The following is a 16,234-nucleotide window of genomic DNA, read 5'->3' on the forward strand; positions in this document are numbered from 1 at the left end:
TTATGTTTTGAAAATTACTTTAGGTAGCCCTATTTCTCCATACATCAGGCTTTTAACAAGAGGTTTCAGAAGTCCGGCAGCCAGTAAATAGAGCGAAGAATCATGGTCAGCCCTTGCCCGGACAACTACCTTCTGGTTTTTATAATGCTTCAGGTCTGCATAAGTGAGACGGCGTTTCCAAAGATCAAGAAGAACAGCTTCGGCATTGTTTAGATCTACATAAACGGCATAAGGTGATAACTTTTCCATTAGGAACATATATACCCATGGTGGAATGATAGCATCGGTGGAACAGATGATTCCGACAGCTTTTTCGTTGTACACGGAAAAGTCGATTGCTGCAATTGATTCTTTAAATTCTTTCTCTTTGACAACCATTCCCATAAAAAGATAATCCTTGATATCCAGTTCTACAATTTCTGTAGTAGGTTTATAATCTAAAAGATCTAAAGCAATAATGCCTGAAGCTTCTGCTTTATTGATGAAAGTTTCCATAATCTTCTGTAATCAATTATCTTATTTTTAAAAGGGCTTCTTCATATTTTTTCTCTACTGCAGACCAATTCAGCACAGACCAGAATGAATCAAGGTAGTCTGCTCTTTTATTTTGATAAGCCAGATAATAAGCGTGTTCCCAAACATCTATTCCAAGAATTGGGAAGCCTCTGTTCATTGATAAAACATCCATCATTGGATTGTCCTGATTAGGGGTAGAGCTTACTGCCAGGGACCCGTTGAATTTCATGTATAACCAAACCCATCCGGAACCAAACTGACCCAGTCCGGCTTTTTTCATTTCTGTTTTAAGGTTTTCAAGGCTTCCAAATGTTGCAGTAATAGAATCATTCAGTGGGCCTTCAGGGTTTAATTTTGGTGACGGGGAAATAATTTTCCAAAATAAAGAATGATTATAGTGCCCACCACCATTATTTCTTACAGCCGGACTATATTCGCTGATTCTTTGTAATAGTGAATCCAGATCAGGATTGACTTCACTGGTTTGTTCCAGGGCTGCATTCAGATTATCTACATATGCCTGGTGATGGCGCTGATGGTGGATGGTCATTGTTTCCTTATCGATAAAAGGTTCTAAAGCGTCATAAGCATAAGAAAGCTGAGGTAGTGTAAACAGTTTCATTGTATTTATTTTTTTGATTATTGTATCACAAAGGTAAACATATATTTTAATAAAACAACTTTTTAGTTGTTTTATAGAGTTGACATACTTTTGTAATAATATGTTTTAAATCAATATTTTATTGTTGTTTATTTGAGATTATAGAAAATGACTATCTTTGTTGTTGAAAAATAAAACAACCTAAATATTGTCAAATGAAAAAGTCGGCAGCAGATCGTATCCTGATGTTTCTAAAGATGAGGGGAGAGGCAACTTCACATCTTATTGCTGAAGAACTGACTGTTACAAAAGAGGGTGCGAGAAAGCATTTGCTGAACCTTGCCCAGGAAGGATTGATTCAATCCACTGTAAAAAGTGAGGGAGTTGGCCGTCCATCTACCTATTATACACTCACCGAAAAAGGATTGGGTCGGTTTCCGGATACCCATGCCGACGTTACCGTCCAGCTTTTAAAGTCTGTAAAGAATCTTTTAGGTGAAAATGCTTTAGACTTATTGATCAGTGACCGCGAAAAAAACACACATAACCGGTATGAAAAAGCACTTGCCAAATCAAAATCTCTTGAACAACGGTTGGAAATTCTGGTAAAGGTCCGCAGTGATGAAGGGTATATGGCAGAATGGAAAAAAGAAGGGCATGACTATTTCCTGACTGAAAACCATTGCCCAATATGTGCTGCAGCCACCGAGTGCCAGGGGTTTTGCCGGGCTGAATTATCAAATTTTCAATCATTGATCGGAAAAAACTATACCGTAGAAAGGGTAGATCATATTATTTCAGGGGGTCAGCGTTGCGTGTACAAGATCAGCAATTAATTGACGATATAGTGAAAATGTAAATCCGCTCTGCTATGAATTTATAAGGCGCACATAATTGAGCATTGACTGCATAGCAAATTGACTATTCACTTAATTAATATCTTGTCATCATTTCCATAAGCATAAGGATAGACACCAGCTTTTTAGAAGACTGATACTCAGGATTCAGTTTTTCCCGGATTTCACCCAATGCTTTGCTTAATTTATTACTAACGGTTTTATTGCTTATTCCTAAAGCTTCTGCTGTTTCATTCACCGACATATTTCTCCGGATCCTCATATCATAGACTTGCTGCTCTGTGGAGGGAAGTTGCGAAACGACATCATCAATCATGGATAATAATGTAGAAATTTCATTTTCTTCAAGAATTTCAAAATACTCAGTATCTGTCAGATATGTTTCCAGAGGGAAATCAATTTCATCAATACTCAGGATGGGAGGAGCTTTTTTATAGCTGTTGTAATAATCAATGATCCGGTAGTGAAGATGGCGGAGCAGATATCCTTTTGCACTTTCTGACTCATCTGTTTGTATGGTATCCGTATTTTCAATGATTTTCATCCATAAATCCTGGAGCAGCTCTTCGGAAACTTCTTTATCCTTGGTCCGTACAAAAACAAAGCGGTATAAACTATCCCAATATCGGTCATACAACAGCGTAAATGCAGGGCGGTCTCCTGATTTTATTTTCTTTAATAAAGCTGTGTCTGTTAGTTTCATATTGTTGAAACAAAATTACTTAAAGGAAAATTAACTTTTTATGAACTTTAGTTATGGTAAGGTTAAATATTTCTGAAGATCAGAGCTTAAATATGAATCTAATGTTGAATAAATGTAAAAAATATTAAAAATGATAAGTAATAGAAGGCTAATGTGAATAGAATATTAAGAATGCCCTGGGGAAGTTTTCCATTTTCACCGTCTTATAGATAGAAGTATCTGTGAATACGATGAACTATTTTATGAAACGTTTTAAATATAAAAATATTGAAGCCTTTGTTTTCAGGCTTTGGGCACGGGAAGTTTCGGAGGAAAAAATCTCTGATAAGGAAAGTGAAATTATAGAGAAATGGAAAATCCATGCAGAAAAAGAGCTGGATCCCATTCATATGAAAGAAGTCAAAGAAAGGGTATTATCTGCGCTGGAACATTATTTTATACCTATTGAAAAAGGCAGGCATATCGGAAGTTTTAAAAAGTATGCCTACAGAGTTGCAGCTGTTATTGTTTTGCTTTTGTCATTGGGAGGCTGGTTTACCTATAATACATTCTTTAAACATGATGTTTACCTTGCAGGGGCTGGAAATAAAACGGTACATCTTTCAGACGGAACTGTGGTAACGTTGCTGCCGGGAGCTGAGCTTAGTGTGGATCCATCGTTTCCGGCATCTACCAGGATTGTAGATTTGAAAGGAGATGCTGTTTTTTCTGTAGCCAAATCAAAAGCTCATCCTTTTATAGTTCAGGCTGAAGGTTTCAGTACAAAAGTATTGGGAACGGTATTCAAAATCTCACAATCCGGAAAGAAAAAAGCAGTGGACCTTTATGAAGGAAAAGTGGCCGTCTCTTCTGCAGGTGCTCCCGATTCTTACCTGAAGCCCAATCAGAAGTGGACCAACTTCGGAGTAGCCCGTACTACTGCCATTATTTCATTTGCTCCGGACGGAACCCTGAATAAACAGACTCCGGCACTGCTGTCTTTAAGCTTTACTGATGTTGCACTAAAGGAGGTCATTGCAGTGTTGGAAGGCAATTACAGTACAAAGATTTATTACCCTAAAGAAGCAGAAGATAAAAAGATTACCGCAGATTTTACAGGAGGAACAGTGGGTGAAAATATTGAATCACTGGCTTTCATATTGGGATTGGAAGTACAGAAAAAAGACAACATCTATATTTTGAAAAAATAAAAAAGATAATCACCAAAAAACAAATAATCAGATAACCATTAATTTAAAAGAGAACACTCACGTATGAAAAGTTTGAAATGTGGTTTTACCATAGCAGCGTTATTTTTTACTGTAGCAGCAGAAGCACAGGAATTGGTTCAGAAAGTGTCATTTTCTGTTCCTACCAACAGACCGTTAATTGAAGTATTGGAAGAATTTGCAGGAAAAACCGGAATGAGACTGGCCTACTCAAAAACAGATATCAAAGAGCTGAAGGTAAAAGGAATAAAATGTGAAAACAGTTCTATCAACAGCTGTCTGAAAGATATTACCAGCGGACTTCCTGTAGTATTCCGTCTGCATGGCGACCTTATTTCAATACAATATGCCGGCTCAGCTGTTTCTGTACCGGGAAACGGACGTATTTCAGGAAAAATTGTTGATGAAGTGGGAAACCCGATTGCCGGAGCAGAAGTAAGTAGCGCCCAGAAAGCCGTAACCACGGATAATAACGGGGATTTTAATATAGATCTTCCGTCAGGAATCTATACTCTTATGATAAAAGCCCCTAAATATAATACACTTAGGGTAGAGAAGCTATCCGTTACCAATAAGGAAACCAATACGGTTTCATTTGCATTAAATACGGCTTCCGATAAAATTACAGACATTAAAGAAGTGGTGGTAACAGCTACCCGTAAAGCAGATACGCAGGCAGGATTACTGGCTCAACAGAAAAAAGCAGCCCAGATGAGTGACGGAATTTCTGCGGAACAGATCTCTAAAACTCCGGACAGTGATGTAGGGGGAACTTTAAAAAGAGTCACTGGAATCACGACTATAGATAACAAATATGTAGTGGTAAGGTCAATGGGAGAGCGCTGGAATACCGCTGCTATGGATGGGATCAATTTGCCCAGCACAGAAGCTTATAACCAGAATTTCTCTTTCGATATTATTCCTACCGCCATGGTGGAAAGTGTAGTGGTGAGTAAATCTGCAACCCCGGATATGAATGCCAGCTTTGCAGGAGGGTATGTAGAAGTAAGAACCAAAGATATTCCCAACGAAAACTTCACTACCGTTACATTGGGAACTTCTTACAATGATCAGGCAGCATTTAAAGAATTCCTGACCCGGAAACGGGGAAAATATGATTATTTCGGATATGATGACGGAACAAGAAACTTCCCGAAAGGCCTCGAGGCGATGGGTATAAACAACCCATTGTTTTTCGAACAGTCTAAACAGTTCGTCAATGATAATTTTACGACGTATAAGACAAGAGGCGATATGGGGTCTAATATACAGATGGCACTGGGAAGAACGTATGCTCTTAAAAACAATAATAAATGGGGTTTTGCAGGCGCCTTTATCATTAAAAATGAACAGAATAAACTGGATATCGACCATACGGGAAGAGGAAACTGGCTGGATACTACCGGACCTCTTGATGCCAACGGGCAGATTCCTTTCTATAATTTTAAAAATACGGGGGCTTCTTACAATTACAATTCTACGCTGGCAGGGATGCTGAATTTTGGATTGCAGCTTAATAAAAGCAGAATTTCCTTCCGTAATTCCTACACACATATTTATGATAATACCCTGACCCGGATTACGGGCTGGAATGAATATACAAGTGGAAGTGGTTTACCTTCCAATGCGGAAACTTCCTATAATTATTTTTATAACGGTGTTATTCCAAACAATGATCCTTCGCAAATTAAATCGTTGGATAAACCTTTTACAGGAAACACCAATTATCCTGTTTACCAGATGTTCCTGCAGAATAAGCTGGAAGGTAATCACAAGCTTGGAAATATGGAGATCAGCTGGTTTGCTGCCAGAACCGGGGTGTCTTCGGATACAAAAGATTATACACTGCATCAGAGTTTATATAATTTTATAGGAAGTGAGATTTTAAGCTATCATGAGGTCAATAATTCTTCAAGTGATTTTGCCAGGGGATATATTGGTACTAAAGAAACAGATTATAATTATGGAGCTTCATTCAAATGGAATTTAGACAGAGAAACCTTTAAAAATGATATCAAAATAGGGTATGCCGGTGCATCCAAAACAAATACCAACCAACAGCAAAAATTTTTATTGAGAGTAGATCCGAATAGGAACGTCCCGAACAGTAAAATATTACAGATGTACGGTGCTCTTTCCGATTGGTTTAATGGCTCTCATTATGTTCCCGGTGGGATTGGATGGCAGACCAGGCCTCTCTATAAAAATGATAAATATGAAGGTGAAGTGGAGCAGCATGCCATGTATCTTATGTTTGATAACCGCTGGAGGAACAAATTCAGATTGGTCTGGGGATTACGGGCAGAATATTTTAAATATGATCTTATTTCTCAGCAACTCGATACTGAAGATGCCAGAAATGTAAACAAACCTAGCGTTGATGATAAACCTTGGCAATGGATGCCTTCTGCCAATTTTACCTACAGTCCCACCAATAAAATCAATATGAGACTGGCCTATAATAAAACCGTGATCCGTCCCCAGTTTAATGAAAGAACAGGATTGCCCTATTTTGACCCAATAGCCAACGGTCAGATTTACAATACAGAAATGGTATCTTCTGTAGTCAATAATTATGATTTTAAATTTGAATGGTTTCCGGGATTAGGAGAGATTTTTTCTGCAGGAATTTACTATAAAAATTTAGACCACCCCATTGAACGTGAGGGCTATATTTCTAATGAAGGAAACCTGTATCTGTATAATGGGAATTCTAAAAATGCAAAACTGAAAGGCCTTGAAGTGGAAGTACGGAAAAACCTGGGGTTCATTGCAGCCAATTCCATATTATCCCATCTTTTTGTGAGCGGAAATTTTACCTATAACGACACTAAAGTAATTGCTTTTAAAGACCGTGAAAAAACTGGTGATCATGATGCCACCTATGAAGTTTCCAGGCCTCTGTATGGGCAGACTCCTTATGCTTATAATGTAGGGTTAATGTATGATGATGAAAGACTGGGACTGAGCTTCCTGTATAACGCCAAAGGTGATCAATATATTACCGTAGGTTATTCTTATAACGGGGAAGAAATACAGCGGCCGTATGCCGTAGCAGATGCCCAGATCTCATATAAATTTCTTCAGAACAGAAACCTTGAAGTTAAATTAAATGTCAAAAACCTTTTCAACAGGGTAAAAGAATACTATAACAATTTTAATTCCTATGCAGGAAAGAAAAGTGGAGGCGGAAGCGGCCTGGAAACAGAAAGGGAATCCCTGGAATTATTACCGGGCGCTACCAATAAATATGATAAAAATATTGACAAAATCTTATTTCGTGCCTACAGCGGAAGAATATTCGGGCTGAGTGTGAATTATACATTTTGATCAATGATAAGATAGAAGTTAAGAGCTCTTGATATAGAAATGTACAGGTTTCGGAATCCTGAACAGGAACCGGATCAATACTGATGATGCGCACAGCAGTACCGGATCAGCCAAAAACCGAACGCTACTATATTTTTCCGGGTAGTAGCGGATAAACAGGAAACCCCGGCAGATCAGCTCCTCATGGGATGCAGGGTGAAATAAAAACCAAATCGCAGGAATATAGAGGCGGATATTCCTCAATATTAAAATTTCCGGCCATAAAATAAACACCGGATCTCTTAAAAATTATAACAATGAAAAAACTAACTCTTATTGCAGCTGCTGCATTATCTCTTACTGCTTGTCAACACGATAACTTAGCAGATTCTTCTACACCATTCGATATGAAAGCAACTTCTGCGGAATATCTTACGGCTTCTGCACTTCCTGTTACTACTGTTAGCGGTGCTATTACTTCTAATACTACATGGAGTGGTGTTATAGAGCTTGACGGTACTGTAGCTGTTAAAAATGGAGCTACCCTTACTATTCAGCCTGGAACTTTTATCAAAGCTAAACCAAACGCTTCAGGAGAAGGTTCAGGAATTTTAGTAGTTACAAAAACAGGTAAAATTAATGCTACCGGGACAGAATCTCAGCCTATTATTTTTACCAGCTACAAATTATTGGACGGAAACGAAGACACTACTGCAACTCCTGGAGATTTCGGAGGGGTAATCCTTTTAGGAGATGCACCTACCAATGTGCCTTCTACCACTACTATTGAAGGTCTTACAGGAAGTGATTATTATTTCGGAGGAACCAATCCTTCTCATAATGCAGGGATCTTAAAGTATGTACGTATCGAGTTTGCTGGGTACGATTTCGTAGGAGCTAACTCTGGTAATGAAGTGAATGCTTTATCATTAGGAGGTGTTGGAAACGGAACTACTTTAGATCATATCCAGGTTTCTTACGGTCAGGATGACTCTTTTGAGTTCTTTGGAGGTACAGTAAATGCTTCAAACCTAATTTCTTTTGCTGCTGAAGATGATAATTTTGACTTTGATAATGGGTATACAGGAACTATTACTTGTGCTCTTTCTCTGGCAGATTACAATTCAGCACATACTGTAAGTGGTGGAAGCCCTGATTCTAACGGTATTGAGTTGGATAACAACGCAACAGGTACAGCTACTTCATTGATTACAAATCCTGTGATCAATAACCTTACGATCATTGGCGCTAAATATGGTAATGCAGGACAAGGAGCTGCCTACGAAAACGGTATCCATATCAGAAGAAACGGTAAGTTAACTTTAAATAATGCTGTAGTAACAGGTTATCCAGTGGGAATCAAAGTAGAAGGTACAGGTTCTCAGCTTTCTGCTGCCTCTACTTTAAACTCTATTCAGGTTCATGGATTTACAACTTCTGTGACAGGTGCAGGTACAGCAGGAATTCCGGCAGCTAACCTTCTTACAGGAAATACAGCGGCATTATGGGGAATGAGCCAGCCATTCTTCAACGAAGGTCTTTGGAATGTTTCACCTAGAAACTGTGGAAACTTCCAGGGAACCTGGACAAAATACAATTTTGCTATTGTAGAATAATAAATTTTTAAAAGCAGGGAAACAGCGTATGCTGATTCCTTGCTTTTTATTACTCAAAAAAATTATAATAATAATTGTCATGAAAAAAATAATTTTATCATCTGTTCTGTTTTTATCTCAGCTGGCTACAGCACAAACCCTGGTATGGGGAAATACTTTTGATACTCCTGCTGATCTTCAGGGATGGACCTTCCATGATCTGAATAACAACAGCAATGGATGGCTTCAGGGACAAAATATTTATCACAATGGTACTTCTATGGTATATGGAACTGCAGGTGTTCTCCGTCATTCCATTAACCTGGTTCCAACAGGAACCGCAACAGGATTTGGCTCAGAAAATGACTGGATCATTTCTCCTCAGATTGATTTGTCAAATACGGCAGGAACCATCACTCTTGCTGCCTATGTCGGGAGACAAAGAACTACCCATACCACGCTCGGTAGAGACCTTTATATCTATGTAAGTACTCCTCAGAAAGCAGTTCCTGAATTATCAGATTTCCAGGCAATGACTGTAGATACTGCAGGTAATGAGCTTCCAAGCCCTTATAAAATACAAGTAGGAGGATCTGATAATCCTTTCCCTACAGATCTTACCCAATTTGTACAGGATCTGGTAGATATCTCTGCTTTTGCAGGAAAGAAAATCTATATCGGATTATGGTCCAACAGAAAACCTAACAGTAATAATATCCAAAATATCAATATCGATGAAATGGCTATTTATGCCAGCGCATTTTTAGGAACAAAGGATGTAAAAACAAAGAAAAATATAACTCAAATAGCAGAGAACCCTGTAAAAGAAACTCTGAAATTAAAGCTTAACCCGGAATTGAAAGAAAAAACAGCAGTAGTAAGTATTTACAATACTACAGCCCAAAAAGTGATTACAGCTCAGTATTCCCAATCTATTAATGTAGCAGGATTATCGGCAGGAACTTATATCGCGGAAATTACTGACGGAAAGACTACAGAGCGATTGAAATTTATTAAAAAATAATAAGTTAACTCTTAAAAAAAACAATCATTAAAGAGACCATCAAATTTTACATTGACAATAATGGATAGCATTTTAACTGAAAGGCTGTCCGAAACATATCCAACCCGTTTTTTTATAATTATCTATTGCCCTGCTCATCGGGTGGGGCAATATTTTAAAGTTTAAATGATATAATTAATTCAAAAAGATGAATAAGATCTTTGCATTACTATTCTTTACCATCCTGTTTTCATGTACAGACAACACTGTAATGGAAAGGTATGATAAAATACAGAAACCCGGAGAAGTAACCATTAAAGGATTTTCAAAACCTGATGTACTTCAGCTGAGGTTTAATGGAGTTCCGGTATCTATTAACGGAAATACTTCATACACCAATAAAATAGAAACTCAGCTTCAGTTTGTACTGGATGAAGGGGAAACCAACAAACTGGGAATATATAATAATGAAACAGGAGCCGAAATCAGAAAATATACCATTAGCTATGACAATATAGCAGATTATAAAAATCTATACTTTTTTAATCTTCCCGGCATTTTCCTGCAAACGTATGCTGTAAAGCCTCAGGTTAATTTTGGGAAAGTAGGATATGAATTTATTTTTCCTAACCTGGGAGAATTTTCAGGATCATCACTTACCAATGTAAAAGGCATTTTAAAAAGAGAAAATGGAGTGGTACTGGCAGAATTCGAGAGTATTGGAAAGGATGATTTTACCGCGGTGAAAATTTATAATTCATTCAGCGCTACCGCTCCGGTATATCTGGAATTATATAAACCGGGAACTACAGAACCTTATGTAGGATCCGAAATGATTAAGGTGACCGTAAAACAACATATGGGGGCCAATATGATTGTACTTCAGGAAAAATTGGAAAATGGAGTATGGCTTGTAAAGGGAGACATTGATGTCGCAGAATATCTGTAATTATATATGAAAAAATTTTTGAAATTTCAGCTTATTGCTATTATAGCCTTTTTCGTTTCGTGTACCAATAATGACGAAACTGCGCCTGTTTTCCCCGACGGAAGTACAGAATCCCTGAATGTCTGGGTACAGGACAGCATGAAAAGGTATTATTATTGGGCTGATCAGATGCCTGCCAAACCGGATTATCACCTTCCGGTAAAAGATTTTTTTAAGAGTCTGTTATCCCCTCAGGACAGGTTTTCTTTTATTGTTAACACACAAGATTCCTCTACGTATCCGCGTTCCATACGAAATATGTATGGCTTTGATTATAGCGTGGTCCAGCTTACCAGTGGAGACGTGGTGACAGTGATCAAACTGGTCCTCACCAACTCTCCGGCTTTCAATGCCGGTCTGGAAAGAGGAATGATTATTACAAAAATAAATGGAAAAGCAGTTACGGCTGCCAATGCAGAAACCATTACTTCTTCTATGAAAGATCAAACGGTGATAGATCTTAAGGTGGGAAGCTGGAAAAATGGAGCTGTTACCGATGAAAAGGATGTCACCGTGTATTATGGGTATTCTTTGGAACAGCCTCTGTTATCTAAAATTTTTAATGAAAACGGTAAAAAGACGGGGTATCTGTATATCTATGATTTTCCGGATGGGATGACCCCTATGCTTCATCAGAAGTTTGCAGAGTTTAAAGCTGCCGGGGTTCAGGAATTGATTCTTGATCTGAGGTATAATTATGGAGGTTCCGTGTCATCTGCCGCAGCACTTTGTGCATTAATTCCCGCAGGAATATCAGCCAGTTCACCCTTTATTATTTTTAAAGGAAATAAAAACGGAGGTGAAGTCAAAAGAACTTTTGCTCAACAGATTTCTTACGATCCTAAAGCGCTTGATTTTAATGTATTGCATGCCAATTCATTAGGGTTAAATAAACTCTATGTTCTTACCTCAAACAGTACTGCATCAGCCGCAGAAATAGTAATCAATAACCTGAAACCCTATCTGCAGGTTGTACAAATAGGAGATGTTACCTTAGGAAAAGATATGGCCGGGTTTATAGTGGAAGACAAAAGGAAGCCCAAAAAGATTTCCTGGCAGATCCATCCGGTTATTTATAAAGTTTTCAATGCGAACGGTACAGGGGAATACAGCAATGGGATTTCCCCACATTTTAAGGTGAATGAATACGCTCAGCTGCCATTACTTCCATTGGGAGATCCCGGAGAAACCTTAATTTCAAAAGCTTTAACCCATGTTTATTTAAAACAGGTTCAGTCTGAATCCTACAACAAAACAAAAATTCTGTATCAAAGTGATGTACCTTTTGCTGCAAAAGGAAAGTAAACGGAAAAATTAAAAAATGAATAAAAAACTGTTATTAATCTTCTTTAAAAAAAATTAAAAAATAATAAGATAAAAAATTAGTATCATGCAGGGAATAGAACCACAACTTCATACAAGCATTACCAGCCGTATCGAAAACTACCGTCTTTTATTGGAAGCTTTGGAAGATCCTGAATCCCGGTCTTCTGATATTGCTCTGCAAATTTCAGAATTAGGAAGCCTGTATGAAGATTATTTATCCAATAAAAAGAACCTTGAGAAAAGTATAAAAAACTACAGGGAGTATCATGAAAACTTAAGAAAAAGACTGACCATAAGGTTCCGGGAGCTTAAAAGAAAAGCAAGACAGAAATAATCCTGATGTAATGTAACCATTATTTTTGACCTGCTTTTTGCCTGTTTTCTTACGAAATTCATACATTTATACAATCAAGATGACAGAGGTATATTTATGAATTTTAATGCGACTGAACTTTCCGGCTATTTACAGATATTTTGGCATTTTTCATGGCTGGAATGGATCATATTCAGCCTTATTATTAATGTTTTCCTATATCTGTTTTCTATTGGACTCTACCTTTTTATAGAGAAAACATGTCCTAAAAGCAGACTTCAGGAAAAAAATCATCCCATTACGGCATCCGATTTTTATCTTAGTATTTTGACGATTGCCTGCAACTGTCTTGTACTTTTACTGGGGGTGTTTTTATGGAAAAACGGTTGGATTGAAGTGGGAAATAGAGAATTGGCGGTTGGGATAGTATCAGAGGTCATTGCTTTACTTCTTGTAATGGATCTGCTGATGTATTTTTTTCATTATGCCGCTCATCTACCCTTTGTATATAAACTGCTGCATGGTAAACATCATGAGCATATAAGCACCAATTACTTAAGTCTTTTTGTACTCCATCCGTTAGAAACGATTGGCTTTGGAATGATGATGCTTATTTTGCTGATGTGTTATCATTTTTCTGTTGTTTCAATTTCAATCTACTTGTTACTCAATCTTATTTGGGGGACGATCGGGCATTTGAACAAAGAGTTTTTCCCTGCAAAATTTGACAGATATTGTATAGGAACCACCAGATTTCATAACCAGCATCATTTGGATGAAAGTAAAAACTTTGGCTTTTATACCTCTATCTGGGACAGACTGTTTGGAACATATAAGTAAGAGAACTGAAGCCTTAGATATAAAGTTATACTAGGATAATCTTCGTTAAAAAAACGAACTGACATAAGACTTCTTCCAATAATAATATGCTTTAACGCAAAGTTTTGAAATGAGAATTGATTATTTTAAGAGAGGAAAGAAGTTGTGTTTAAAATGGCATTTGGTTAATTTAAAGCTTGAGATGCTTTAAAACCTTGCCCAGCAGATCATTAAAACTCTTCAATTCTCTAGATGTTAATATGGCAGCAGTCTGCCGGGTGATACTTTCCCGGAATGTTTCTGAGTTTTCAATAATAAACCTTCCTTTTTCCGTTACTGAAAGATTAAATTTCCGGCGGTCGGTTTCATCCTGTTTCTGGATCATAAAGTCATGGTCAATCAAAAATTTTAATTGCTTTGAAATAGCTGCCTGGCTTATATTAAAAGCAGTGGATACCTCCCTTCCTGTAGCACCTTCTTTCCTCAAAATAAACTCCATAATATTATAATGAGCTGCTGTTATTCCATTGATGTCCCCTCTGTTCATGTGAGCAAGAATGAGGCATTGAAAATCAGTAAATGTGTTAAAAAATTCTTTTTCAATAGCTTTCATGAGAAATATACTTAACTTAGTTAACTATTAACAAAGGTAATCATTATACCATGGAAAATATAGAAATTACAAATGCGAGGCAAAATAATCTCAAAAATATTTCCATAAAAATTCCAAAAAATAAAATGGTTGTTTTTACGGGAGTATCGGGTTCTGGAAAATCTTCTCTGGTATTTGAAACCATTGGAGCTGAAGCCCAGCGTCAGATTAATGAAACCCAGAATAGTTTTGTACGAAACCGCTTACAGCATTATGGAATCCCGGACGTGGATAAAATTGAAAACCTGAATGTTCCCATCATTATCAATCAGAAAAGACTGGGAGGCAATGCACGATCTACCGTAGGAACAGCTACCGATGTGTATGCTTCCCTGAGGCTGTTGTTTTCAAGAATGGGGCAGCCTTTTGTAGGCTATTCCAATGTTTTCTCCTTTAATAATCCACAGGGAATGTGCCCGGAATGTGAAGGACTGGGATTTATCCAGGCCTTGAATATTACCACTCTGATTGATAAGAACAAATCTTTACATGAAGGGGCTGTCAGATTTCCGACCTTTCAGCCGGGAGGCTGGCGTCTGACAAGATACACCTTATCCGGTTATTTTGATAATGATAAAAAGCTGAAAGATTTTACTGACGAAGAATGGGAAATGTTACTTTATGCAGAAGAACATAAACCCAAACATCCTCATAAAGAATGGGGGAAAACGGTAAAATATGAAGGGATTATTCCAAGAATAGAAAAAGCATTCCTAAAAAAAGATTCAAAAGAAAATATAACGAGAAAAGATGCATTGAAAAATGTTGTCACAACAAAGACCTGCCCATCCTGTAAAGGAAAGCGGCTTAATGACAAAATACTGTCCTGTACCATCGAAGGAAAAAATATTGCGGATTGTACCGCCCTTTCAATGGATGAATTGTTTGAATTTATTAATTCGCTGGAATCAAAAACGTATGACGTCATCATTAAGGAACTTTCCGCAAAACTCCAAAATATAATCAATATCGGGTTACAGTACCTTACATTGGACCGAACTACACAAACGCTTTCCGGAGGAGAATCTCAACGGATAAAAATGGTGAGAAACCTTGGGAACAGCCTTGTTGATTTGCTGTATATCTTTGATGAACCTAGTATTGGCCTTCATCCGAAAGACTTACAGAACATTATCCGTATTATGGAACAGATCAGAGATAAAGGAAATTCCGTTTTAATTGTAGAGCATGATCCTGATATTATTAAAATGGCAGACTGGGTGATTGATATGGGTCCCGGATCCGGAAAAAAAGGAGGTAATGTGGTGTATGAAGGAACTTTTAATGAGCTAAAGCAATCTGCAGGCAAAACGGGATCTTACTTTGCAGAAAAGCCGGTTATTAACCTACATCCAAGAAAACCAAAAGACTATTTGAAGATCAGGAATGCCCGGCTGTACAATCTTAAAAATATAAACGTCGGTATTCCGACAGAGGTGATGACTGTGATAACGGGGGTGGCAGGTTCAGGGAAAAGCACTTTGATCAATAGAGTATTACCGGATTTCTATCCTGATGTGACAATTATAGACCAATCTTTATTTGCAGCCAGTGTCCGTTCCAACCTGCTTACTTATTTAAATATATCGGATACAGTACGTCAGCTTTTTGCCCATGCCAATCATGTTTCAGAGAAGCTGTTTAGCAGAAACAGTGAAGGAGCCTGTAAAAACTGTAGAGGGTTGGGTATAGAAAAAATAGATCTTGCATTTATGGACGATATTGAACAGCCCTGTGAAGAATGTGGCGGTTCAGGATTTGATCATAAGGTCCTTCAATATCACTACAATCAAAAAACAATAGTAGAAGTCATGAATATGACCGTTTCCGAGGCCATATCCTTTTTTGCCGATGAATCTGTCATTAAACATTTTGAGGTACTGATAAAATTAGGATTGGATTACCTGACGCTAGGGCAACGGTTAGACAGTTTCTCAGGAGGTGAAAGACAACGCCTGAAACTCACCAAAGAACTGAAGCACGGTAACCGGACTATTGTTATGGATGAACCAAGCACAGGTCTGCATCCCAGTGATACGCGTAAATTATTATCCTTTCTAAATACTCTTACGGATAAAAAGAATACATTAATTGTTATAGAACACAATTTAGATATTATTGCCCAGGCAGATTGGATTATAGATATAGGTCCGGGGGCCGGTAAATTTGGAGGTGAAATTACGTTTGAAGGAACTCCGGAAGGACTGTTGAAAAATAAAACATCCTATACTGCCGAATTTTTGAGGAAACATATTCAGGGATAAAAATAAACGGTTAAAAATAATAAGACAGTAAGAATATTAGAATCATTTAAAATCATTCTATTATTCTTACTTAAAGCTAA

Annotated in this window: 14 protein-coding genes; 10 read left to right on the forward strand and 4 right to left on the reverse strand. The window is 37.6% G+C overall.

All coding sequences use genetic code 11. The features are described from left to right. Both MP477_RS17320 and MP477_RS17325 read right to left on the reverse strand, forming a co-directional pair. Complete coding sequence (locus MP477_RS17320) at positions 1–495, reverse strand: DUF2480 family protein (protein WP_230038459.1); 495 nt, start codon at positions 493–495, stop codon at positions 1–3. A gap of 16 nt (positions 496–511) precedes the next feature. Then, positions 512–1,138, reverse strand: coding sequence for a superoxide dismutase (locus tag MP477_RS17325; protein ID WP_257191364.1), 627 nt, complete (start codon positions 1,136–1,138; stop codon positions 512–514). Between the two features lie 194 nt (positions 1,139–1,332). Here MP477_RS17325 and MP477_RS17330 point away from each other — a divergent pair, with 194 nt between their 5' ends. Further along, on the forward strand, positions 1,333–1,953 hold the full coding sequence (locus MP477_RS17330) for a metalloregulator ArsR/SmtB family transcription factor (protein ID WP_257191365.1): 621 nt from the start codon (positions 1,333–1,335) through the stop codon (positions 1,951–1,953). A gap of 97 nt (positions 1,954–2,050) precedes the next feature. Here MP477_RS17330 and MP477_RS17335 read toward each other — a convergent pair whose 3' ends face one another. Beyond that, the gene (locus MP477_RS17335; protein ID WP_257191366.1) at positions 2,051–2,677 is read right to left on the reverse strand and encodes an RNA polymerase sigma factor; all 627 of its coding nucleotides are present in this window, start codon (positions 2,675–2,677) and stop codon (positions 2,051–2,053) included. 242 nt (positions 2,678–2,919) lie between these two features. On the opposite strand from MP477_RS17335, the gene MP477_RS17340 reads away from it, so the two are divergent. The 8 genes from MP477_RS17340 (at position 2,920) to MP477_RS17375 (ending at position 13,259) form a co-directional block, all read left to right on the forward strand. After that, positions 2,920–3,867, forward strand: coding sequence for a FecR family protein (locus MP477_RS17340; RefSeq protein WP_257191367.1), 948 nt, complete (start codon positions 2,920–2,922; stop codon positions 3,865–3,867). Between the two features lie 63 nt (positions 3,868–3,930). Then, positions 3,931–7,215, forward strand: coding sequence for a TonB-dependent receptor (locus tag MP477_RS17345; protein WP_257191368.1), 3,285 nt, complete (start codon positions 3,931–3,933; stop codon positions 7,213–7,215). Between the two features lie 296 nt (positions 7,216–7,511). Continuing rightward, a complete protein-coding gene (locus tag MP477_RS17350) occupies positions 7,512–8,810 on the forward strand; it encodes a hypothetical protein (protein WP_257191369.1) in 1,299 nt (432 codons plus the stop codon). 79 nt (positions 8,811–8,889) lie between these two features. After that, positions 8,890–9,813, forward strand: a complete 924-nt coding sequence (locus MP477_RS17355) for a T9SS-dependent choice-of-anchor J family protein (protein WP_257191370.1) — start codon at positions 8,890–8,892, stop codon at positions 9,811–9,813. Positions 9,814–10,000: 187 nt separating this feature from the next. Next, positions 10,001–10,741, forward strand: a complete 741-nt coding sequence (locus tag MP477_RS17360) for a hypothetical protein (protein WP_257191371.1) — start codon at positions 10,001–10,003, stop codon at positions 10,739–10,741. A gap of 6 nt (positions 10,742–10,747) precedes the next feature. After that, positions 10,748–12,085 (forward strand): S41 family peptidase, encoded by a 1,338-nt coding sequence (locus tag MP477_RS17365; RefSeq protein WP_257191372.1) that lies wholly within the window; start codon positions 10,748–10,750, stop codon positions 12,083–12,085. An 85-nt stretch (positions 12,086–12,170) separates the two neighbouring features. After that, positions 12,171–12,440, forward strand: coding sequence for a hypothetical protein (locus MP477_RS17370; protein WP_257191373.1), 270 nt, complete (start codon positions 12,171–12,173; stop codon positions 12,438–12,440). Between the two features lie 96 nt (positions 12,441–12,536). Beyond that, positions 12,537–13,259 (forward strand): sterol desaturase family protein, encoded by a 723-nt coding sequence (locus MP477_RS17375; protein ID WP_257191374.1) that lies wholly within the window; start codon positions 12,537–12,539, stop codon positions 13,257–13,259. A 169-nt stretch (positions 13,260–13,428) separates the two neighbouring features. Here the strand turns inward: MP477_RS17375 and MP477_RS17380 are convergent, their stop codons facing one another. Next, positions 13,429–13,851, reverse strand: a complete 423-nt coding sequence (locus tag MP477_RS17380) for a MarR family winged helix-turn-helix transcriptional regulator (protein ID WP_257191375.1) — start codon at positions 13,849–13,851, stop codon at positions 13,429–13,431. 50 nt (positions 13,852–13,901) lie between these two features. Here MP477_RS17380 and MP477_RS17385 point away from each other — a divergent pair, with 50 nt between their 5' ends. Beyond that, complete coding sequence (locus MP477_RS17385; protein ID WP_257191376.1) at positions 13,902–16,154, forward strand: excinuclease ABC subunit UvrA; 2,253 nt, start codon at positions 13,902–13,904, stop codon at positions 16,152–16,154. Positions 16,155–16,234: the final 80 nt, after the last annotated feature.

Origin of the sequence: Chryseobacterium sp. WG23, from assembly GCF_024586575.1 — a bacterium.
GTDB lineage: Bacteria > Bacteroidota > Bacteroidia > Flavobacteriales > Weeksellaceae > Chryseobacterium.

Coding starts and splice junctions, on each gene's coding strand:
- MP477_RS17320 (WP_230038459.1), bottom strand. CDS start 495: ATGGAAACTTTCATCAATAAAGCAGAAGCTTCAGGCATTATTGCTTTA.
- MP477_RS17325 (WP_257191364.1), bottom strand. CDS start 1,138: ATGAAACTGTTTACACTACCTCAGCTTTCTTATGCTTATGACGCTTTA.
- MP477_RS17330 (WP_257191365.1), top strand. CDS start 1,333: ATGAAAAAGTCGGCAGCAGATCGTATCCTGATGTTTCTAAAGATGAGG.
- MP477_RS17335 (WP_257191366.1), bottom strand. CDS start 2,677: ATGAAACTAACAGACACAGCTTTATTAAAGAAAATAAAATCAGGAGAC.
- MP477_RS17340 (WP_257191367.1), top strand. CDS start 2,920: ATGAAACGTTTTAAATATAAAAATATTGAAGCCTTTGTTTTCAGGCTT.
- MP477_RS17345 (WP_257191368.1), top strand. CDS start 3,931: ATGAAAAGTTTGAAATGTGGTTTTACCATAGCAGCGTTATTTTTTACT.
- MP477_RS17350 (WP_257191369.1), top strand. CDS start 7,512: ATGAAAAAACTAACTCTTATTGCAGCTGCTGCATTATCTCTTACTGCT.
- MP477_RS17355 (WP_257191370.1), top strand. CDS start 8,890: ATGAAAAAAATAATTTTATCATCTGTTCTGTTTTTATCTCAGCTGGCT.
- MP477_RS17360 (WP_257191371.1), top strand. CDS start 10,001: ATGAATAAGATCTTTGCATTACTATTCTTTACCATCCTGTTTTCATGT.
- MP477_RS17365 (WP_257191372.1), top strand. CDS start 10,748: ATGAAAAAATTTTTGAAATTTCAGCTTATTGCTATTATAGCCTTTTTC.
- MP477_RS17370 (WP_257191373.1), top strand. CDS start 12,171: ATGCAGGGAATAGAACCACAACTTCATACAAGCATTACCAGCCGTATC.
- MP477_RS17375 (WP_257191374.1), top strand. CDS start 12,537: ATGAATTTTAATGCGACTGAACTTTCCGGCTATTTACAGATATTTTGG.
- MP477_RS17380 (WP_257191375.1), bottom strand. CDS start 13,851: ATGAAAGCTATTGAAAAAGAATTTTTTAACACATTTACTGATTTTCAA.
- MP477_RS17385 (WP_257191376.1), top strand. CDS start 13,902: ATGGAAAATATAGAAATTACAAATGCGAGGCAAAATAATCTCAAAAAT.